A 21,563-nucleotide genomic window follows, 5' to 3' on the forward strand; every position below is an offset into this window, starting at 1 on the left:
TGCAAATAAAAAGGTATGAAGTCGGTATTGCACCGATCTCATGCCTTTTTATTTGTCTTATTACACTTGGAATTACAGTTCATTTGAATCTAATAAGAGGCACATATCATCCTATATGGCATAAGTAGATTTTGAGTAATGATGTATTTTACACCTTATTGTCGAACTTTAGCACATTATCGTACTATATTAACTTTTCGTAAATAATTCACCCACTAGTGATAATTTGTCTCCCTCTCGCTGACTATAGAATCATGCTACGATGGACTAGAAATGTCCCTAATATGATTAATCATATTGTAAAGCAGGTGATAAATAATAAAGAAGAGTAACTCACTACCCTCTGTAATAAATCGTTAAACCTCACTGAAAGCGTGTACATAATGCATCCAGTTTTATACTAGGAGGACGCATATTCGTACTGACATCTTTGAAACTTCATCGTAAGCCGTCCTCGACGTTAAAGTTTCTCATCCTAGACACAGCACATCATCATTAGAGCATCGTACGTGAACGATTAATATGATAGAGGTGATCTCGTGTATTCAATTTCCCGAAAAAAAGTACTAATGATCTTTTTAACTTTTGCACTACTTATAGGAATGTTTTCTAACACAGTTGCTGTTTATGCTAATGAACCTGCTGTTCCAACTGCTGTTGTTCCCGAAGCGCCACAAAATCTTAGAATAGTAGAAGGTTCTATTACCCACAATACTGTCACATTAGATTGGGATTTAGTAGGGGATGAAGAAGCTCCGAACCATATTCAGATCTTTCATGAAGCTGAGGACAAATATTTAACTTACGGCAATCGATGGAATAAAATTGTGGGTGGTCTCCAACCAGAGACGACTTATCGCTTATACATTACTTGGGATAGCAAGAAACCAAAAAGTAATGTTATTGAATTTACTACCCTTGCAGATGCTTCAGAGTACAAGGAAGCACCTTTACCCGCGCCACTTAATTTTCAGGTTACCGATGTAACAGCATCTACGGTATCTTTTAAATGGATAGGAAGTCCTAGCGCAAATGGTTATGATTTTTATGCGAATGGTAAGTGGATTACAGGAATATGGGATGGTTCAAATACGTACACTTATACATTGACTGAAGAGCAGGCAATTGCTAGCACGGAATTAGCTTTTCATGTTGGTGCTCAAAGTGCAGTAGAGGGTCAACCTACAATAACATCCGTGCCTAGTAATACGATAAAGTTTAAATGGGGCGAGCTCTCTGCTCCTCAAGATGTGCAAGCTGTTACAGCAAACCTTACGACAGCAGCGTTAGGCTGGGCACCGGTGGCAGGAGCGACAAACTATAAGATTTATCAAAATGATGAATTAATCGGATCTTCTTCCGAGAATAGATACACAGCAACTGGGCTTCAAGAGGGAGAATCTTATTCCTTTACAGTCGAAGCTAGCAATCCATTATGGCAGTCGGCAAAAAGTAATGCTGCTGTCGTTGTACCTGGAGCCAACTATACGAACGTAACTTATTTTGCGGCATGGTCGGTGTATGACAGACAGTTCCAACCTGCTGATATGGATGTTTCCAAGATTACACATATTAACTATAGTTTCGCAGATGTATGCTGGGAAAAGTTTGGAACAGGATCTACTCCTTGTCAGGTTGAAATTGACGAAGAGGACGATAGTACAATCATTCCTTTACAAAACAGATATGTTTATGATGGAGAAATTGTATTAGGCGATCAAGAAAAGGATATTGAAAGTCTACAAGCCTTCACAAATTTGAAATCAGTTAATCCAGATTTTAAGCTACTAGTATCGGTTGGTGGATGGTCTTGGTCCAAACACTTCTCAAATGTAGCAGCTAGTGAGCTTACGCGCAGAACATTCGCTAAGTCCACTGTAGATTTTGTCCGTGAGTATAATCTTGATGGATTGGATATTGACTGGGAATATCCAGTAGAGGGTGGCGAAACACATAATATTCATTCACCCAACGATAAAGAGAACTTTACGCTACTTATGCAAACGGTACGAGCAGCGTTAGATGCCGCAGGCTCTGAAGATAACAGATATTATTTGCTGACTATAGCTTCGGGTCAAGGTGATAACTTTGTTGTTAATGCTGACTTGGCAAACTCTAGTAGTTACTTGGATTTCATTAATATTATGACTTACGACTATGGCGGCACTTGGGAGAACATTGCTAACCATAATGCTCCGCTTTACTATGATACTAACCTACCAAAGCCAAACAAAGCACGGAATAATGTACTTGGTGGTGTCAATGGTCATCTTGCTGGAGGTGTTCCTGAGCATAAGCTAGTATTGGGTGTACCATTCTATGGTAAGGCTTGGAGCGGCTGTGAGGCACCAGGACAATATGTAGAATGTACTAGTTTCCCTGCAGGTTCATGGGAAAGAGGCGTTTATGACTATAGCGATATTATATCATTCATAGGCAAAGACGGTTTTGAGCGATATTGGAATGATGCTGCTAAAGTAGCATATCTATATAGTCCAGATAAGGAAGATGGAACTTTTATTACGTATAATGACCTTACTTCAATGTTGTATAGTTCATCGCTAGTTAAATCCAAAAATTTAGCTGGTGTAATGAGCTGGGAGGTTACGGGTGACCGCACTGAAGATTTGCTTACACAATTGAATAGGGATTTACCGATCAACGGCATAGCCAATGAAAACGCGCTTGCTGCACCTGAAGGAATCGAATTAACAGCGGTTGACTATACCTCACTTACAGTGAAATGGGATAGCGTTGCGGATGCAACAGACTACGAAGCTTATATCGATGGGCGTTATGTAGGATCTACGGATAAGACAGAATTCAGATTCGATCAGCTTACATCTTCTACCTCATACAATCTTCATGTGCTTGCTGTGAGCAAAGAAGATGATAACATTACAGCAGTTTCCGCATACAGCGATGTGTTGAATGCTCGAACATCGACAGTAAGCAGCGGGGGTAGTGTGACTCCACCAGCTAATCAGCAAGAACTGAAGAATACTGTTGATAAGCAAAAAGATACATGGACAGTCTCTGTTGATAAAGATGCCGCTGTATCAGCAATTAAGGCGAGTACTAATCCTTCCTTTACATTGACGGTAGATAATGGAGCACCTGCAGTTAATGTGAATATACCTAAAGAGGTAGCAGCAGCTTTAGCAGCAGCAGGAGCGAAAGCTGAGCTGATCATAAAATGGAACGGGGTTTCATATGTATTCCCTGCAAAAGATTTAGGTCATAATGCAGATATTCGTATTTCGCTAAATGTAGAGGATCAAAAATCTGCTGGGGCAGTACTTAAGCCTGGCATGAGCGCGTTAACTGGAGCTATTGAGCTTACTGTTGCAGCTGCGGGAGCGAATGGAACTTACCATGCCGTACCACAACTTGACGGTGCGAAAATTCTATTAACGTTGCCTGCCAGCAACATTGCTGAAACACAGTTAAGCGGAATTGTATATTTACCAGATTCTAATTCTTTCCGACCTGTAGCGACTAAGATTGTTAAACAAGCTGATGGTAGCTTAAAAGTTGAGTTGGACGCTCCAGTAAGCGGGATTTATATGGTCGTAGCAACTTCATTTAATTATACGGATACAAATATTTCATGGGCAAGTGATGCGATTAATCGTGCATCTAGTCAATTAATCGTATTTGGCGAAAGCACTGAGATTTTCGGCTCATCATCACAAATTTCGCGTGCAGAATTTGTTTCCATTATAGTACGTGGGCTAGGTCTTCTGCCTAATAATGCAGAACAGCAGACTTTTGATGATGTAGACGATCAGTCGTTGTATGCAGAGGATATTGCGATTGCTTCAGCATTAGGTCTTGTGAACGGCAAACAAGCAGGCAAGTTTGATCCAGATGGTACGATTAGCCGTCAGGAAATGGCTGTAGTACTATACCGTGCTTTAGTGCTTAGAAACCAAGCTGGAAGTGCACAAGACAATGTTCTTGATCATTTCAATGACAATGCTCAGTTCTCAACATATGCCATTGATGCGATCGAACAAATCGTCGCACTAAACATTATGAATGGCGTATCTGCTACACGCTTTAACCCAGAAGGTAACGTAACAAAGGCGCAGGCTGTTGTTGCGATCATGCGCTTGCTAGATAAGCTTGAGTCATAAAAAATAGGCTTTAACACAGTTAATCTGCTCCTCTTATAGTAGACCGGTTGAATAATTTAACCGGTCTATAATAAGGGGAGTTTATTTTTCTTTACTTCAGATTCTAGGGGTAGTGATAAAGTTAGTATAGGATCGTATATAAACAAAAAAATACAAATAAACCTAACTCTTCAATAGGTTGAAGTAGTATAATAGGCAAAGTTGCAACACTTATGTTAGGTGAAAGGAGGAAAGATAATAGTATGGCTTCCGCATTATTTGCAATAGCAGCATTTATATTATTTTCTTCCGTATTTACTTTGTCCAAGGGCAATACAAGCATGTCAATAAGTCTACTAATCATTACTTGCATAATTGCATTCTTTGGTTTTCTATTGTATAGGGATGAAAAGCAAGGTAAGCAGTTTAAGGAGTGGTTATTGTCCAACTCTGATCATATTAGAACGCATGGAGATACCTTTAACGGAGTTAGAATAGATAACCAGACACAGTTTATGCAATATGAAATATGTTTTTCCTGGGTATTGATTTCCTATCGAATAAAAACTAGTTATTATGTGAAGGAATATCATCCCACTGCAATGTTGAATATCCTTTTTTGCCTATTCACTTGTTTATTTGGTTTGTGGGCGATGCCACTGGGGCCTATTTATACGTTTCAAGCTGTTAATCGAAATGTTATGGTACGCCCTAAATTGTTGGATACCGTAATACGTGAGCTTCGACAATCAACAAGATATTGAAGGGAAATTTAGTTGGAAGTAGTAATATCAATATTCGGGCAAGGTTAAAAAATAGCAACTACTACTTCTCTTTACTCTGTAAGATAGTGCTTTCTATTAGATAAGTAACATTATATTGAATGGCTAATTGCTGTAAAAAGCAAATAAGTGTTGTAATATTGCAAGTTTTAAGCAGTTCTTCGTATTTTTGCTTTTCCTCGGGTGTGGCTACTTTACTGAAATACCCCCACATATGCTGGCAGGCATTGCGCATGCTACCTTCGGTTGCAGTTTGTTGCAGTGCATCATTGATCAATTGTTCAATTTGTTCATAACTAAGTTGATCACGCATTGCCTTACGAATTTGGTCATAATGCTTTTGGCTATGGAACATGACACGGTATTTTTCTTCGCGCCATAATTTTTCTGTTAGTTTACGTTTCATATCATCACCCCTAAAAAATGTTGCTAAATCATAGATGGGAAAGAGTAAGCATTTAGATATCACGCTTACTCTTAGGTAGCTGGATTTCGAAGGTTGTTTCATTGCAAGGAACACTCAATAGACTAATAGAACCGTTATGAAGAGTAATAATTTCTTTGACAATGGAAAGTCCTATGCCTAGACCTTCACCTTTTCTACTGCTATTGACACGGTAGAATCGTTCAAATATATGCTCTTGTTCACTTAAAGGAATTCCGATGCCTCTATCGGTTATCCTAATAAAAATGGTGTTATCCTTTTCAAATATTGCGATTTCAAAATAATTACCGTCTGCTCCGTAACGGATCGCGTTGTCCAATAGATTGCGTACTGCTCGTTCCATTAAGGAAGCATCGATCCCAATTTCAATATCCTCATCAGGAATATTTACTTCTACAGTAATGTTTTGCCCCTCCAAAAACATGATGTAATCCGCCGCAATTTTTCGCATCATCTCAGATAAATTATGAACCACAATATGAGGTTCTATATTTCCCTCATCTTGCCGCGTTATATCTAATAATTGATCAAGTAATCTATCCATATACCGAGAGCGCTGCAGTATAACTTTGGCACTAGCTTGAAGCTCTTTATCATCCTTATACAATCCTGCCCGAATCGTTTCAGCATAACCTAAAACCATAGTAAGTGGGGTACGTAGATCATGGGAAAGATTAGATAGAAGCAACTTACGTCTTTTATCAAATTGTAATATTTGTTCCGCTTGATGGTGAAGACGGTGGACCATAGCGTTGTAATGTGTAGTGAGCTCGCCAATCTCATCTTTTTCCTTGTCCTCTAACACTGAAATCTCACTTTGTATGTTGAGTTTCCCTATAGCATAATTGAGCTTTTTAAGTCGTTTGTTTGTAGAAGAGAAGAACCATAGAGATAATAAATATGGAACTAAGAAAGCAACAAATAAGGGTAATATAAATACTGACAAGACTGTAAAGGTCCGCATATAGAAGTAAAATTGCCCTTCCTTCATGGCGTCACTGGACATGCTCATTAGTAGATAATAAGATTGATCGAATTGGCTTAGAGAGTAAGTAAGCGTAATTGGCTCATCGTCCCCCCAAAGATTCTCAGGCATATATAGCATACGATCTGCTAATTGTTGAAAAGTATAGGTAACATTTTTACCGAGGGTATCATAAATGGTTGATCCATCAGCAGCAATCCATTCAAAACGAATATCAGGATATTTACTGTGTGTATCACTGAGTATGGATGCTATTTCTGCGGAATGAAAATCTGGTTGCTGTTCAATGGTATCAAGTAAGTCAGTTGAGATGGTAGCTAGACTATTCAGATCGTAACCAGAATTACCTAAATCGCCAATGAAGTTACTTATTGGAATAAATAATACAACACTGACGATTGGACTAATGATCATGATCAGCCAAAGTCTAAATTTAATTTTCATTGGCCGTCACCAGAGAATCTATAACCGATTCCACGTATAGAGTGAAGATAATTAGGAGAGTCTGCAGTAGGTTCAAGAATGGTTCGAAGTTTACTAATAAAAACACTTAAGTTATTATCATCAAAATTCTCATGATTCCATACTTGCTTATAAATTTCTCTCTTAGTTAATACGCGATCAGGATTTTGCATGAACATCGCTAATAGTTTACATTCTACTGGTGTTACATGAAATGATTTTTCCGCATTATGAAAGATATAATTATCAATATCTAGCATTAATTTATTTAAGTGTATAACTGTTGCAGGATAAGATGAATGAGGGCGATGTCTTCTTAACTGTGCTTGCACGCGAGCGATCAGTTCCATTGGACTAAATGGTTTAGTAACGTAATCATCCGCACCTAGCCCAAGAGTTAAGATTTTGTCTTGTATTTCTCGTCTTGCACTAAGGGTAATGACCAATGGCGCAGTATTAACAGAACGTAAATAGTGCAGGACATCAAATCCATTGCCTTCATCCATCATAAGGTCGAGAATCATTAATTCTATGTTATATTCCTTTAAGTATTGTATCGCTTGTCGTCCAGAATCCGCTTCTATTACAGTTAGATTTGCTTGCTCTAAATGCATTCGAATTAACTTACGAATATCCGGTTCATCATCCACAATTAAAATTTGACTGTTGATACATCATTCCTCCTTGACCAGCGCATTGAAATGAATTACAACTATGCTCAAATTATACCAATTTGAAAATAAGAAATATATACGTACGAAAAAGCATTAAGAATACGTTAAGAAAAGTATAGAGGAGAGAAATTTAATGCAATCTAAAAGATTGAAACTAGAATCATATATTAATAAATACTTAGAGTTATGGGATTTTTATGGCGTAATTAAGGTCATTAGCGGTGGCGAAGTGCTTTTTGAAAATGCATACGGATATGCAAGTATCGAGTTTGGAATTAAAAACGATATGAATTCGTGCTTTTCAATTGCTTCCTTATCAAAACAGTTTACTGCCTTTGCGATTATGATTCTGTATGATAAGAAAAAACTGGATATCGATAAATCTGCACAATTATACCTCCCTGCTCATATGAGGATTGATGATTCGATCACTGTACATCATCTACTATCACACACTTCTGGTTTATATAATTTTTATAATTTCGAAAATGATTTTTTTGCTGAATACAATAGAATGGAGTATTCTCAAAACGATTTCATCGAAAGGTACATCAATAAAAAACCTGTGAATCCACCAGGCAAGGAGTATGATTACAATAACTCAAACTATAATTTGCTTGCATGGATTATAGAATATGTTTCAGGAGAAAAATATGAAGATTATATTCGAAACAATGTATTTCAGCCTTTGAATATGATGAACAGCGATGTTGATGACGGATGTAAACCAATTCACAACAGATCAAGTAATTATGTAAAAGATTTTAATACAAATATCAAATGTCCATATTATAACGAAAAATTTAGCATTGGTGCAGGTGCCATAGTTTCAAACTGCGAGGATTTATACAAATGGTATACCTGTTTACGAGACCGTGAAATGTTATCAGAAAAAACGTACACTAGGTTTTTCAATGAGAATATCAACAATTACTGTTATGGACTGGAACATCATCATGTGTATGGAACCTATAGATATTCCCACGGGGGAGATCACCTAGGGATAAGTGCATATATGCAACAATATTTTGACGAAGGTATTTGTATTATCATTCTTTCGAATAATGAGGCTATCAATCAGTACAGATTGGGAAATGCAATTTCAGATATTTTGTATCAAGTTGATGTAGATGTACCGGCGAAACATGAAGAAATCATGATCAATGAAAGAAATTTACAAGAGTATTGCGGCACATACTTGAAAGATAAAATAGAAGTAGAATATATTAATGGGAAATTATACTTTACGAGATTTACTGGCAATCTTCATATTGAGATTTACCCGGTAGGTGAAGGGAAGTTTGCACGCAGATATTATGATCAAATTCAGCCGTATAGTATTACTGATGATGAAAACGGTAATAAGTCTTTTTTCGGATATGTCAAAAATAACTTTTCAAACTTGTCATTTAATTCCTAGTTATATGAAGCTGCACGGAATAGCATAAAAATATCGACTTCTGATTTACAGAAGTCGATATTTTTATGCTAAGTGTATTTATTACTTCAATAGAATTGGATAACATTATTGAATCATTTCTTGTAAATAATAGTGCTTTTTAATAGTTCTCATTACTTTCCGATGTACTTAAGCGAATACATATGAGTTTTCGATAAATCAATGACTTCTTGAATAAATTCCTCTCGATTTTCCTTAAAATCGGTTTGAATCCAATTTAAAATAAGACCATAAAAGCCATAAGCTGTATAACGTTTAAAATAATCCATGTTGACAGGGATATGGTTGATTGTTTCAAATATAAATTGTTCATTATAGATTTTTAATATAGTTTGAGGCAATTTTGTGTGTAATCCTGGCAATGTATCATTGATCTTAATAAGTTCAAAGAAATCCCGATGGTCATAAATGTAAGTGATAATATTCAATGAAGGTATATCTAGCTTTTCCGTATATATCGTTTGTCCAGGAGCATATTTTTTGCCTACTGAATCTTCTAAACCTTGAATCATAGAGGTAAGTAAATCTTCAGCCAAATCTATTTTATCTTGGTAATGAACGTAAAAAGTACTCCGATTATAAGCGGCACAATCTACAATGTCTTTTATAGAGATAGCATGGTATCCCTTCTCTTTTATAAGTTTTATAAACGCTAACTTAATGTGATCTTTTGTTCGATTTCGACGTTGAGATGTCACGCTATGTTCATTATTCATGAAAAGACCTCCCTGTTAAGTAGACAATTTTTATATAAGTGTATATTAATTAGACGATTCGTGATCCTTTAATGATTGTTAAATGTGAACAGAATAGTACAATTAAGTTGTTAACAAAATATCCTTATATTATTTAGCTAATTGCAAATAATATTATTGAAAATATTGTACTGGAGGAATTTATTGTGGACAAACTAAAAGATAAAGTAGCTGTAATTACTGGAGGAGCTTCTGGTATCGGTGCAGCAACAGCACGTTTATTCGTATCTGAAGGAGCAAAAGTGGTACTTGTTGATCTGAATGAAGAAAAAGGTAAAGCATTTGAGCAAGAGCTAAAAGCGCTTAATGCTGAAGCTCTATTTATAAAAGCAAATATTACGAGTGAAGAAGAAGTAGCTGGAATTTTCAAACAAACGATCGAAGCTTTCGGAAAAGTTGATACTGTATTTAATAATGCAGGGATTGGACGTGTTCATTCTTCTCATGATTTAGAATACTCCGAGTGGCGCAACACAGTAAATGTCGACTTAGATGGAGTCTTCTTGGTAGCACGTGAAGCAATCCGTGAAATGTTAAAAGCGGGCGGAGGTACGATTGTAAATACCGCGTCTATGTACGGTTGGGTTGGTTCACCAGGTTCTGCAGCCTATAATGCAGCAAAAGGTGGCGTAATTAACTTGACGCGCTCACTTGCGCTTGAATATGCAGAACAAAATATTCGTGTAAACTCATTATGCCCAGGTTTCATTGACACACCAATTATTCCAGAAGAAAGTAAACAAGTATTAGCCGGGCTTACTCCGATGAAACGTCTCGGAATTGCTGATGAAATGGCAAAAGCTGTACTATTCATGGCTAGTGATGATTCTTCATTTATGACAGGCAATAGCTTAACTGTCGACGGTGGATATACAGCACAATAATTGAGTATGAACGATCGTATAATATTGATTCTATATTTTAGGGAGGTAATTACTCATGGGAAAATTTGATGAAAAAGTAATAATCATTACAGGTGCAGCTGGTGGAATTGGTAGTGCTACAGCGAAAAAATTGGCAGAGCAAGGTGCAAAACTTGCTCTAGTAGATATGAATTTAGAAGCAGTTCAAAAAGTTATTACTGAGTTAGGTCTTGATGAATCAAGAGCAATTGCTCTTCGAGCAAATGTCGCTGAAGAACAAGAAGTGAAAGCTTATGTAGACGCAACGGTTGAAAAATTCGGTAAAATTGATGGTTTTTTCAATAATGCAGGGATAGAAGGAATTACTGCAAATGTCGAGGATTATCCTACTGAAACCTTTGAATTAGTGTTTAATGTCAATGTTAAGGGTGCTTTTCTTGGGTTGAAATACGTTGTTCCTGTCATGAAGAAGCAAGGATACGGTAGTATTGTAAATACTTCTTCAGGAGCAGGGTTAATGGGTTCACCTGGGTTTGTTGGTTACAACAGCTCCAAACATGCAGTAATGGGAATGACTAAAGTAGTTGCATTGGAAACAGCTCCATTTGGAGTTCGTGTGAACGCAGTGGCTCCTGGTGTAATCAATACACGTATGATGCGTCAAATTGAGAAAAATACTGTACCACAGGATGCAGAAGGAGCAAAAAAAGCATTTGGTGCCGCAGTGCCTATGGGAAGATATGGAGAGGCAGAAGAAGTAGCTAATGTAGCAGTATTCTTGTTATCAGATGACGCTTCATATGTTTCTCAATCGATTTATACTGTTGATGGCGGTCAATTAGGACAGTAAATTATTCAGCATAATAATTTATAGATGACAGTAAATAGTCACTTCAATAAGAAGTGGCTATTTTTTATGGCTTTATAATAAAAACGGAACTATATAAAATGCGAAAAATACTAATTATTGTTTCGATTATAATGTTTAGCTTCGGACTTTTCTGCAAAAGATAACAGATAATCTGGCAATATGAAAGTGAGGTGCTGAATATGAAAAATACAGATGAACTGGATCAAGAGGCAATTGAGACGGTAAGGAAATTAATTAAAGGAATCGACATAGCGATGTTAACATCAGTTACTAAGCAAGGCTTAGTATCACGTCCTATGAAGACTCAAGAGGTTGAATTCGATGGTGATCTATGGTTTCTGACAATGAAAGATACCAATGTACATGATGAACTTGTTAACTATCCGAATGTGAATGTATCTTATGCAGGTAAATCCTATGTTTCAATTCGAGGAAAGGCCGAGTTAGTGAATAGCAGGGATAAAATAAAAGAATTTTGGAACATAGCTTATGAAAAGATGCTAAACACAACTAGTGATGATCCGAATTTAATATTAATTAAAGTTACAGCTGATACTGCAGAGTATTGGGATTTAGGAAATTGGACTAAGGTAGTAAAGCAGTTAATTAACAAACTAACTGGTAAAAAGTCAGAAGAATCCGATATGAACCAAGTTGTCGATCTAAGTAACTAAATATTAATTTATATAGCTTCTATATATGATTAGAGGGATTAATGAGGAGGTATATCAATGTCAATGAAAGAAATAAACCATACTAATTCGAAAGATGTTTCAATTATAAAAGAAAATAAAGCAAAGAAGAGTACTAATAACAATTCAAGTTTCAATGACTCAAATGAGGAGTTTGCTTCTGAAATAGGCATTGAAGATAATTCTAGTGAGGGTAAGCCAGTAAGTGAACGAAGTGCTTGGAATTAGAGTTATATTAACAAACGGATTAGATATTTCTAGTCCGTTTTCTTATGCAAGCAAAAAGTAAAAAGTCTAAAGAAAATTGCTGAAATTTGAATTAGGTATTCACCTAATTCTTCTCCAATGAATATGTTACTGTTATTAAAAGTTACATTATCGGAGGAATTGGCGTGGGAAACTATGTAACCGTAGAACCGGGTGTAAGTGTTTATGTAGAAGACATAAACCCAACGGGAAAGAAAACAATACTCTTTATACATGGATGGCCTTTGAGTCATAAACAGTTTGAATATCAATATAATATTCTTCCTGCAATGGGATATCGATGTATAGGTATGGATTGGAGAGGTTTTGGGAATTCGGATAAACCGTTCACTGGATACAGTTTTGATAGATTGGCAGACGATGTTCGTGCTGTTGTGGATGCTTTGCAATTGAAAGATTTTGCGTTGGCAGGTCATTCTACAGGAGGTGCGATTTGTATTCGCTATATGGCGAGGCATCAAGGATATGGAGTGTCTAAGCTTGTACTTATAGATGCTGTTTCTTCACATCCAGTTCCTGCAGATGTTGCAAATCACTTTATTACAGAAACTCTTAATGATAGACCTAAAATGTTAAGTGACTTACCTGCACAATTTTTCTTTCAATATATTTCGCCTCCATTATCAGATTGGTTTTTCCAGTTAGGCTTGCAAGCCGCTGGTTGGTCCACCGCTGCAATTATGGAAACATTAAGAGATGAGACTGTAAGCGAAGATTTGAATAAAATAATGGTTCCTACACTAATTATTCACGGTATCCATGATCAAGTCATCCCATTTTCTGATGCTGAGGAAACTAATAAATTGATTAAAAACAGTAAGCTTGTTCCTTTCCAATACAGCGGTCATGCATCTTTCTATGATGAACGTGATAAATTTAATAAGTTATTAATGGAGTTTATCGGATAACTTTTCGCGTAGCTTAAATACATCGTTTTATGGGTGAATGCTCATAAAACGATGTATTTTTTTTGTCATCTAGGATCTATTTCTTGCGATTATTATTTATAGGTGTGAGGGTGATTATCTTTATTTTTTCACCTATTCTGGTTGATTTCTTCACCTGTTAGCTTTTAGACAATACCTTTAATGTTATCAGTAGAGAATATGAGAAGGGAGAAGATTCGAATGGAGACTGACAAGAATGTAAAAAAGGCTGTGCCCAATAAGCATAGACGCTCAAAAAATGGCTTGAATAACTTAGCAGGTTATATTTTCATATCTCCATGGTTGATTGGATTTTTATTACTTACATTATGGCCGATTTTGCAGTCATTCTATCTTTCTTTCACAGACTATTCATTACTTTCAGATCCAGAATGGTCAGGACTAGATAATTATAGAAAGATTTTTACTAGAGACGATGATTTTACCGCATCTTTATCTGTGACCTTTATCTTCGTATTAGTATCATTACCGTTAAAATTAATATTTTCACTCTTAGTAGCATTAATGCTTAATCAGAAACTAAAAGGTATGAATTTTTATAGAACGGTGATTTATTTTCCATCGCTAATTGGCGGAAGCATTGCAGTATCTTTACTTTGGAGAAATATATTTGGCGTCGATGGTTACGTCAATGAAATGCTCTCATGGTTTGGAATTCAAGGAATTGGATGGGTCTCCAATCCTGATACAGCACTTGGCTCACTCGTTTTACTTAATGTATGGCAATTCGGATCAACGATGGTTATTTTTCTAGCAGGACTTAAGCAAATTCCTTCTGAGCTGTATGAATCGGCTTCTGTTGATGGAGCAGCAAAAGTACGGAAGTTTTTCCATATTACATTACCAATGCTATCTCCAGTCATGTTCTTTAATTTGATTTTAGGAATCATTGGTTCCTTCCAAATGTTTACTGCTGCACTCATTATTACAAAGGGTGGCCCAATGCATTCCACATATATGTATGCTCTGTTCCTCTACGAGAAGGCATTTAAGCACTTTCAGATGGGCTATGCATCAGCGCTTGCTTGGGTGTTGCTAGTTATTGTTGCTATTATTACGGCACTGAATTTCTTTGTCTCTCGTTACTGGGTGTTTTATGAGTCAGATGGGAAGGGAGACCGATGATGAATCAACTCAAAAATAAGCGGAAACATTTCGTGCTCATATTGTTTTCTATCTTTATGATTTATCCAGTGTTTTGGTGGTTAGGCGCATCATTGAAGTCGATCGAGGAAATGAAAAGCCCGTCCCTTTGGCCAACTGAACCAATTTGGGACAATTATATACAAGGCTGGTTATTCTCACCATCCGAGCATACCTTTGCTCATTTCTTCAGTAATACATTACTTATGGAACTTTGGAATGTGGCTGGGGGAGTTATTACCGCAGCAATCGTAGCCTATGGTTTTGCTCGGTTGAACTTCCGGTTAAAAGGGTTATGGTTCTCAATTCTGCTAATGACGATGATGCTTCCGACACAGGTTACTATCGTGCCGCAATATATTCTCTTCAATAAGCTCGATTTAGTTAATAGCTATGTCCCATTAATATTGCCACATTTTTTCGGTGGTGGTGCGTTTTTCATCTTTCTTCTTGTACAATTTATTCGTGGAATTCCACGAGATCTTGATGAAGCAGCGAAAATCGATGGTGCATCTGTATACGGAATTTTCCTTCGAATTATTTTCCCGCTTATTAAGCCTTCATTAGTTACTGTAGCAATTTTTACATTCATCTGGAGCTGGGATGATTTCTTTGCACAGGTGCTTTATTTAACCTCAGTCGATAAGTTTACAGTAGGTCTTGCATTGCGGATGTATATTGACCAATTTGAAATCCAATGGGGGCCGATGCTTGCGATGGCTATGGTATCAATTATCCCCTCTGCGATTATATTTTTTCTCGCACAGAAGCATTTCGTCGAAGGTATTGCAACGACGGGAATTAAAGGTTAGTTAGCTTCATCTATTTGAAAATTGAGAGGGGATCAATGTAATGAAGAGAAAATGGTCAAAAAGTATGGGGTTGTTAATGCTAGTCATACTACTTACGTTTACGGCTTGTGGAAGCAACAACACTAACGAAGGTAAAACGACAAATACACCAAAGTCAGCGGATAATAGTTCAGTGATTAATAATACAGATGATAATTCGAAACCACTCGAGTTATCAATTATGTGGTGGGGTCCAGATACAAGACATGAAGCGACCTTAAAGGCACTTGAAATCTATACAAATCAGCATGCTAACATAACTTTTAAGCCTGAGTATTTGGCTTGGGATGCTTTCTGGGCTAAGCTACCAACGTTAGCAGCATCTAAATCCATTACTGATGTGTTACAAATGGATGCAGCATACATTCAAGAGTATGTTGGAAAGGGAACATTGGAGGATCTATCAGATATAGATTTATCAGGTATTGTTGATTCCAACGTGCTTGAGAATTTGAAAATTGATGGCAAGCTTTATGGTATTCCATTAAGTCAGAATGCTCAAGGTATTGCATTTAACAAAACAGCACTTGAGGCTGCTGGTGTTGATCTACCACAAAAGGATTGGACCTGGGATGAGTATTTTGAATTTGGCCGTACAGCTAAAGAAAAATTACCAGAAGGTCAATACGGTATCTCTGATACGTCAGATCTTTGGGACTGGTATCTATGGTATCAAACCGGAAATGGAGGCCAACCTCTAATGACCGATGGAGGAAAAACGTTCACTTTAGATAGAGATCTATTTTTCGAATATCACAATACGTTTGCACAATTACGTCAAGATAAGATTGTACCACCAGCAGAACAACAGGTAGCTTTATTAGAAAATGATCCCACATCAGATCCAATGGGTTCAGGAGTAGTGATGACGCGTGGAGCAACTACAGGTTCTGTCAATGCACTTGAGAGTATGCTTCCAGGTCAGGTTGATGTTGTGAACCTCCCAATAGGTAAAGCAGGCGGCGGTTGGGCGCAATCAACAATTTTCTTATCTGTTAGTGCTAATTCAAAAAATAAAGAACAAGCAAAAGAGTTTTTGAAATGGTTTATAACAGATGCTGAAGCTGGTAAAGCACTTGCATTAACTCGTGGTATTCCAATTAATCCAGAAATTTATGAGGTGCTAGAGCCAGATCTTACACCACAAGAAAGGCTAGGTAAGAAGATTTATGATGTTGCATTAGACAAAGCGTTACCTTTCTATCCAATAGCTGAAGGATACTCGGAATGGGTAGATACTTATAAGGCAACGATGCAATCCGTTATGTTTGGAAAATCTTCAGTTGAAGATGCATATGAGAAGCTGAATAATCTTGGATTAGAGATTGCAGCTAAGAAATAGTCTGGCTAAAACTCCAGCAAACCGCCTGCTATTACCTAACCGTAATGAGGCGGTTTTTGCTAACTATTAAGTTTTATAGATAAGAAAGAACATGAAAACAACATCCATTAATAAAAGTTGATATTGTGAAAAAAATGTAAATATAGGATAATCTTAATTAACAACTTTTGGTATTTTTATCCATAATAATATTGGTATTCAAGATCTTAAGTCAGTAAGTCAAGGAGAGGGCAAAATGAAAATAATATTTCATCGAACGATTGTGCTGCTCATCTCCAGTATGCTACTTACCAGCTGCAGCCTCACAGGAAAGACCAATGATGTGATAGACAATCCGCAACCTATTAAGCTTACAATTATGCATAATTGGATTGTTCAAGATGGAAAGGCACTTGCGATGCGAACTATTCTCGAGGATTTCCGAGCAACACATCCAAACATCATAATTGAGGAGGAAGGACTATCCACAGATGGACTAAAGTCTAGACTGCGCACACTTGCAGCAGCAGATGAAATGCCTGATCTGTTTGTTATGTGGCCAGATGCAATGACCAAGGATTTCGTTAAGGCAGGACATCTTCAGCCAATTGATGATTTCTTAGCGAATAAGCCAGAATGGAAAAATAACTTTCTACCAGGAGCTTTTGATGGTTACACCGTAAACAATCAAATTTACACGGTTCCTATGAATTTAGCCCCTACTTCATTTATATATTACAACAGGGCGATATTTGATCAATATCAGGTTAAAGTTCCTACTACATGGCAAGAACTACTAAATGCAATTGAGATTTTTAACCGTAACAATATTATTCCGATCGCATTAGGTAATAAGTCAACTTGGGTGGTGCAGTCCACAATTTTCAGTACATTAGCCGATAGAATAACTGGATCTGATTGGTTCAATAGAGTGAGGAATCAGGATGGAGCGTCATTTACCGATCCAGAGTTTATACAAGCTCTTGAAGTATTGCAAAACTTGAAAGAGGTTGGAGCTTTTCAAGCCGGTTACAACAGTATTGATGAAAATGAAATGATGCAATTATATTTGAATGGAAAATCTGCGATGGTTATTAATGGTGGATGGGCAGTATCCTCCATCGTAAATAATGCAACGGCTGATGTTCTGGAACATACACATGTTATGATTCTTCCTCCAATTGAAGGTGGAAAAGGGGCTGCACTATCGACTTCAGGTGTCGTTGGCACAGGACTTGGAGTGAATATTAATTTAACCGGAGAACGTAAAGAAGCAGCAATGAAGTTGTTCTATGCTTTATCAGGACCGGAAGGTCAACAAGCTACACTCGACAGTAATACTTTAATTAGTTACAAAATTTCACTCGATGAGAGTAAGTTAAGTCCTCTCTTTATTGAATTAAATGAGCTTGTCCAAAGTATCAACATTAGTTCGGTTTACGATAGCAGCCTTAATTCTGAAACAGCAGATGTACTAAATAATGGACTTCAAGAAATATTACTTGGTGGCGATCCTGTCATTATTGCTCGAAAAATACAGGATGCACAAGATGCATCGCTAGCGAAGTAATCTAATTTCTCTGGAGGATAACGAAATGGTTAAATGGATGAGTACCTCACTTGGGAGAAAGCTATCAGTCATTATTATGATCTCTACATTGGTTCCGCTATTGTCCTTGGGAGTTTTTACTTATTCAGTTTCTTCTATTGTAACCGAGGAAAAGGTAAATCAATCGGGAATTGATACGCTGAAGCAAATGGAGGATAAGCTACGTTTTATTATTGATGACATAGAGAATATTTCCTTATTTATGATTGGACAGAGTGATATTCAAAAATATCTTAGTGCACAAGAGGATGATATTCATCTTCAAGCAAGAATACTCGATTTTATGATGAACTTATCTACCTCTAAAAAATATATATCAAACATTTCACTTTATTCAAAAAATGCCAATGCTCCTCTTTCTAATACAGCAATCTACTCTTCAAATTTATCCGACCTAGTTGATTTATACAATGTGACTGATAAAATCTGGACCGGTGTATATACTGTATCTGATTTTTCAGGTCAGCATCAAGTCATGTCACTTATTAGACCTATGCGAAGTATTTATTCATATGAAACTCTAGGTTGGCTTGTCATTAGTCTAGACGAGGACGTACTTTCGGAATATTGGTCAGAGGCTAATCTAGGTGAGGGGAATGGTAAAGTCGCATTAATTAATGAACATGGTACGGTCATTTCATCTACTGAAAAAGAGTGGCTTGTAAGATCTTTTGATGAGTTATTTCCAGGTGCTTTGATTCAATTTAATAAAGGGCTACACGGGGAAACGGTATATGGAGAAGGATCGGCAAAGAAGACCATACTTTACTACAGTCAGAATTCAACGGGATGGAATTTTATTGGTATGATACCATACGATCTATATAGCTCTCAGAACCGCTTTATATTAATTTTAACAGCAGTTGCCGTACTATCTTCTATTATTATTAATGGTGGACTTGTCCTCTTTGTCATCCAACGAGTGACTAACCCACTACGTATGCTAACACGGTTGTTAACGAAGGTGAACACCGATGATCTAATGCCCATCTATCATTCTCAATCAAGAGATGAGATAGGAAGATTAGGAGATAGCTACAATAAGCTCGGTTCTCGTATTAAGGAACTGAAAGAGCAACTCATAAGAGATGAGACGCGTAAGAAGGAGGCAGATATTCGCGCTTTGCAGGCGCAAATTAATCCTCATTTTTTGTACAACACATTATCATCTATTCATTGGATGGCGCTTATGTCCGAAGAAAAACAAATTTCAGATATGGTGGGAGCATTAAGTGATCTTCTACAATTCAGTTTAAATAAAGGAAATGAATTCTGTCCCGTACATCAAGAGCTTGCACATATTCGAAATTATACAGATATTCAATCTATACGTTATCCAGATAAGTTTGAGGTAGATATTATTGTTGATCCGGGTTTACAGGATAAATTCATGTTGAAGCTAATATTGCAACCACTTGTTGAAAATGCCATGATTCATGGTATTCAGAAAAAGGCAGGTAGAGGTAGCATAGGGATTTATATAGAACAGCAAGGCAATTATATGAATTTTCTTGTCATCGATGATGGTATCGGTATAACGGAAGATAGATTAGCTAATGTACGCATTCAATTAGAAGAGTCAGCCGTTGTGTATGGTCCAGAGGCTAGCTATGGTTTGAGAAATGTAAATGAAAGACTTCGTCTACACTATGGTCTGCTGTCTTGTTTACAAATAGAGAGCAGACCTAATAACGGTACTCGAATATCATTCTCTATTCCATTCTTGGAGGGTCCTTATGAAAATTATGATCGTGGATGATGAGGTAATTATTCGTACAGGGTTAGAAAAAGTAATAAAGTGGGGAGACCTTGGTCTCACTTTACTTCCTCTTGCCTCATCGGCAGAAGAGGTATTAGATCGAATTGAAGTAGAAAAACCAGATATTTTAATGACGGATATTCGGATGAGCGGTAAGACGGGATTGGAGTTATCAGAGGAAGTGAAAGAGTTATTTCCTAATCTTGAAATCATTATATTGACGGGATATGACGATTTCATGTATACACAGCAGGCAATTCGTCAACAAGTTAGCGATTATCTGCTAAAAACGAGTCGTCCGGAGGATATTATTCGAACAGTGTTAAAGGCAAAGCAACGAGTAGAGGAGCGCCAGGTCACCCAGAGTCAGGACTACATGAGGAGTAGAGAGCATCGCCATAATCTCTTAAAGCGCTACATTATTGATGGGGAAGAATTGCAGCAAGAGGTCGAAACTCTTTTCATACATGGTTCTCCTATAACAGAACAACATAATCAAAGTTGGCAAATTATTGTCATATCGGCTGAGGGCTGGGGGCAATCTGCTATGGAACAAGATTTACTTCTATTTGGTGTTGATAATATGGTTGCAGATCTACTTCCTTGCATTAGTTTTGTATATAAAGATAATGTAGTTGTTGCTATATCATTGGGGAAATTAGACGGCGATAAGCAGATACGTCGTGCGATTTTTGAGAAGATCAGTCGTTTACTGAAATGTCAGCTAACTGTGGTTGGCGGTCAACTGATTGAAGATCCTAGTCATTGGCATGAATCGTATTTGACAGCGATAACGGCCAAAGCATATCAATCGTTGCTGGAGCAAGATCAGTGGGAGTATGAGGATATTAAAAATCGTAAGGGCGGTACTATGGTCTGTTCCTATGATGAGGAGATGGAACTATCATTACAGCTGCTTGAAGATGACCCAATAGCACTAAAACTTTGGGTTCAAAGATATATTAATCATCTACTTGTTGATCCAGAGGTTACTCCTCAATCATTTGAGAGTGCTATTCAGTCGGTTGTAATTGCGGCACATCGATGGATTAATCGTGTTCTCTCGGCAATTGGCAGGAAGGTATTGCTGGAAGTGAATCTACCGTCCCTACAATATACGCTTGATCGTAATCCAAATGATACTCTATTTCAACATCTGCATATAATTATGAAGCTCTATCATCATTACTATGCAGAAGGAAAGACGGCTCATATTCAAAAAGCGATTGTGTACATTGAGGAGCAAATTGGAAAAGATTTGAGATTGCAACAGGTAGCTGAGTTCGTACATCTTCATCCGAATCATCTGAGCGAAATCTTTAAAAAGGAAACCGGCATGAAATTTGTTGATTATGTGACTGGTAAGAAGATTGGGCGTGCTACTGAAATTCTAGCAACTTCACCTGCTAAAGTTAGCGAAGTTGCCAATAGAGTAGGATACGAAGACGTAAAGTATTTCGGACAGATATTTAAGAAGTATACAGGACTAACTCCTAGTGAATATAGAGATCAGAGTAGGTAAGAGCGACATGGTGTGGAACGTTGAATATTATGAATGGC

Annotated in this window: 18 protein-coding genes; 14 read left to right on the forward strand and 4 right to left on the reverse strand. The window is 37.1% G+C overall.

All coding sequences use genetic code 11. The features are described 5' to 3' along the window. The first annotated feature begins 539 nt into the window (after nt 1-539). On the forward strand, nt 540-4,139 hold the full coding sequence (locus NAG76_10155; GenBank protein ID URN96552.1) for a glycosyl hydrolase family 18 protein: 3,600 nt from the start codon (nt 540-542) through the stop codon (nt 4,137-4,139). 242 nt (nt 4,140-4,381) lie between these two features. Beyond that, a complete protein-coding gene (locus NAG76_10160) occupies nt 4,382-4,882 on the forward strand; it encodes a hypothetical protein (GenBank protein URN96553.1) in 501 nt (166 codons plus the stop codon). A 61-nt stretch (nt 4,883-4,943) separates the two neighbouring features. On the opposite strand, the gene NAG76_10165 is transcribed toward NAG76_10160, so the two are convergent. The 3 genes from NAG76_10165 to NAG76_10175 are packed head-to-tail and all read right to left on the reverse strand — an operon-like array spanning nt 4,944 to nt 7,442. Continuing rightward, a complete protein-coding gene (locus tag NAG76_10165) occupies nt 4,944-5,306 on the reverse strand; it encodes a YbgA family protein (GenBank protein ID URN96554.1) in 363 nt (120 codons plus the stop codon). Nucleotides 5,307-5,358: 52 nt separating this feature from the next. Then, a complete protein-coding gene (locus NAG76_10170) occupies nt 5,359-6,774 on the reverse strand; it encodes a HAMP domain-containing histidine kinase (protein ID URN96555.1) in 1,416 nt (471 codons plus the stop codon). Continuing rightward, nucleotides 6,771-7,442: a response regulator transcription factor gene (locus tag NAG76_10175; GenBank protein URN96556.1), complete on the reverse strand. Its 672-nt coding sequence runs from the start codon at nt 7,440-7,442 to the stop codon at nt 6,771-6,773. The genes NAG76_10170 and NAG76_10175 overlap by 4 nt, the downstream gene beginning before the upstream one ends. Before the next feature lie 157 nt (nt 7,443-7,599). Between NAG76_10175 and NAG76_10180 the strand changes: the two genes are divergently transcribed. Further along, nucleotides 7,600-8,886, forward strand: coding sequence for a beta-lactamase family protein (locus NAG76_10180; GenBank protein URN96557.1), 1,287 nt, complete (start codon nt 7,600-7,602; stop codon nt 8,884-8,886). A gap of 152 nt (nt 8,887-9,038) precedes the next feature. Here NAG76_10180 and NAG76_10185 read toward each other — a convergent pair whose 3' ends face one another. Beyond that, a complete protein-coding gene (locus NAG76_10185) occupies nt 9,039-9,641 on the reverse strand; it encodes a TetR/AcrR family transcriptional regulator (protein URN96558.1) in 603 nt (200 codons plus the stop codon). A gap of 185 nt (nt 9,642-9,826) precedes the next feature. Here NAG76_10185 and NAG76_10190 point away from each other — a divergent pair, with 185 nt between their 5' ends. The 11 genes from NAG76_10190 (at nt 9,827) to NAG76_10240 (ending at nt 21,525) form a co-directional block, all read left to right on the forward strand. Further along, nucleotides 9,827-10,564 (forward strand): SDR family oxidoreductase, encoded by a 738-nt coding sequence (locus NAG76_10190; GenBank protein ID URN96559.1) that lies wholly within the window; start codon nt 9,827-9,829, stop codon nt 10,562-10,564. A 55-nt stretch (nt 10,565-10,619) separates the two neighbouring features. Then, nucleotides 10,620-11,393 (forward strand): SDR family oxidoreductase, encoded by a 774-nt coding sequence (locus NAG76_10195; protein URN96560.1) that lies wholly within the window; start codon nt 10,620-10,622, stop codon nt 11,391-11,393. A gap of 200 nt (nt 11,394-11,593) precedes the next feature. Further along, nucleotides 11,594-12,088, forward strand: coding sequence for a pyridoxamine 5'-phosphate oxidase family protein (locus tag NAG76_10200; GenBank protein ID URN96561.1), 495 nt, complete (start codon nt 11,594-11,596; stop codon nt 12,086-12,088). Between the two features lie 57 nt (nt 12,089-12,145). Further along, complete coding sequence (locus NAG76_10205) at nt 12,146-12,334, forward strand: hypothetical protein (GenBank protein URN96562.1); 189 nt, start codon at nt 12,146-12,148, stop codon at nt 12,332-12,334. Nucleotides 12,335-12,498: 164 nt separating this feature from the next. Then, nucleotides 12,499-13,281, forward strand: coding sequence for an alpha/beta hydrolase (locus NAG76_10210; GenBank protein ID URN96563.1), 783 nt, complete (start codon nt 12,499-12,501; stop codon nt 13,279-13,281). A 219-nt stretch (nt 13,282-13,500) separates the two neighbouring features. Then, entirely contained in the window at nt 13,501-14,445 is a 945-nt protein-coding gene (locus tag NAG76_10215) for a sugar ABC transporter permease (protein ID URN96564.1), read from the forward strand. Continuing rightward, nucleotides 14,445-15,275: a carbohydrate ABC transporter permease gene (locus NAG76_10220; protein ID URN96565.1), complete on the forward strand. Its 831-nt coding sequence runs from the start codon at nt 14,445-14,447 to the stop codon at nt 15,273-15,275. Before NAG76_10215 ends, NAG76_10220 begins: the two co-directional genes overlap by 1 nt. 40 nt (nt 15,276-15,315) lie before the next feature. Further along, nucleotides 15,316-16,656 carry an extracellular solute-binding protein gene (locus NAG76_10225; protein ID URN96566.1) on the forward strand — a complete coding sequence of 447 codons (1,341 nt, stop codon included), beginning with the start codon at nt 15,316-15,318 and terminating at the stop codon, nt 16,654-16,656. Between the two features lie 235 nt (nt 16,657-16,891). Beyond that, nucleotides 16,892-18,205, forward strand: coding sequence for an extracellular solute-binding protein (locus NAG76_10230; protein URN96567.1), 1,314 nt, complete (start codon nt 16,892-16,894; stop codon nt 18,203-18,205). A 25-nt stretch (nt 18,206-18,230) separates the two neighbouring features. Further along, complete coding sequence (locus NAG76_10235) at nt 18,231-20,003, forward strand: sensor histidine kinase (GenBank protein ID URN96568.1); 1,773 nt, start codon at nt 18,231-18,233, stop codon at nt 20,001-20,003. Beyond that, complete coding sequence (locus NAG76_10240; protein ID URN96569.1) at nt 19,981-21,525, forward strand: response regulator; 1,545 nt, start codon at nt 19,981-19,983, stop codon at nt 21,523-21,525. The genes NAG76_10235 and NAG76_10240 overlap by 23 nt, the downstream gene beginning before the upstream one ends. Nucleotides 21,526-21,563 lie beyond the last annotated feature (38 nt).

This window comes from Candidatus Pristimantibacillus lignocellulolyticus, assembly GCA_023639215.1.
GTDB lineage: Bacteria > Bacillota > Bacilli > Paenibacillales > Paenibacillaceae > Pristimantibacillus > Pristimantibacillus lignocellulolyticus.

What these genes read in the sequence shown, in the direction of transcription:
- NAG76_10200 (URN96561.1), top strand. Translation starts at nt 11,594, where the DNA reads ATGAAAAATACAGATGAACTGGATCAAGAGGCAATTGAGACGGTAAGG.
- NAG76_10160 (URN96553.1), top strand. Translation starts at nt 4,382, where the DNA reads ATGGCTTCCGCATTATTTGCAATAGCAGCATTTATATTATTTTCTTCC.
- NAG76_10215 (URN96564.1), top strand. Translation starts at nt 13,501, where the DNA reads ATGGAGACTGACAAGAATGTAAAAAAGGCTGTGCCCAATAAGCATAGA.
- NAG76_10170 (URN96555.1), bottom strand. Translation starts at nt 6,774, where the DNA reads ATGAAAATTAAATTTAGACTTTGGCTGATCATGATCATTAGTCCAATC.
- NAG76_10225 (URN96566.1), top strand. Translation starts at nt 15,316, where the DNA reads ATGAAGAGAAAATGGTCAAAAAGTATGGGGTTGTTAATGCTAGTCATA.
- NAG76_10230 (URN96567.1), top strand. Translation starts at nt 16,892, where the DNA reads ATGAAAATAATATTTCATCGAACGATTGTGCTGCTCATCTCCAGTATG.
- NAG76_10195 (URN96560.1), top strand. Translation starts at nt 10,620, where the DNA reads ATGGGAAAATTTGATGAAAAAGTAATAATCATTACAGGTGCAGCTGGT.
- NAG76_10165 (URN96554.1), bottom strand. Translation starts at nt 5,306, where the DNA reads ATGAAACGTAAACTAACAGAAAAATTATGGCGCGAAGAAAAATACCGT.
- NAG76_10180 (URN96557.1), top strand. Translation starts at nt 7,600, where the DNA reads ATGCAATCTAAAAGATTGAAACTAGAATCATATATTAATAAATACTTA.
- NAG76_10185 (URN96558.1), bottom strand. Translation starts at nt 9,641, where the DNA reads ATGAATAATGAACATAGCGTGACATCTCAACGTCGAAATCGAACAAAA.
- NAG76_10205 (URN96562.1), top strand. Translation starts at nt 12,146, where the DNA reads ATGTCAATGAAAGAAATAAACCATACTAATTCGAAAGATGTTTCAATT.
- NAG76_10235 (URN96568.1), top strand. Translation starts at nt 18,231, where the DNA reads ATGGTTAAATGGATGAGTACCTCACTTGGGAGAAAGCTATCAGTCATT.
- NAG76_10240 (URN96569.1), top strand. Translation starts at nt 19,981, where the DNA reads ATGAAAATTATGATCGTGGATGATGAGGTAATTATTCGTACAGGGTTA.
- NAG76_10220 (URN96565.1), top strand. Translation starts at nt 14,445, where the DNA reads ATGAATCAACTCAAAAATAAGCGGAAACATTTCGTGCTCATATTGTTT.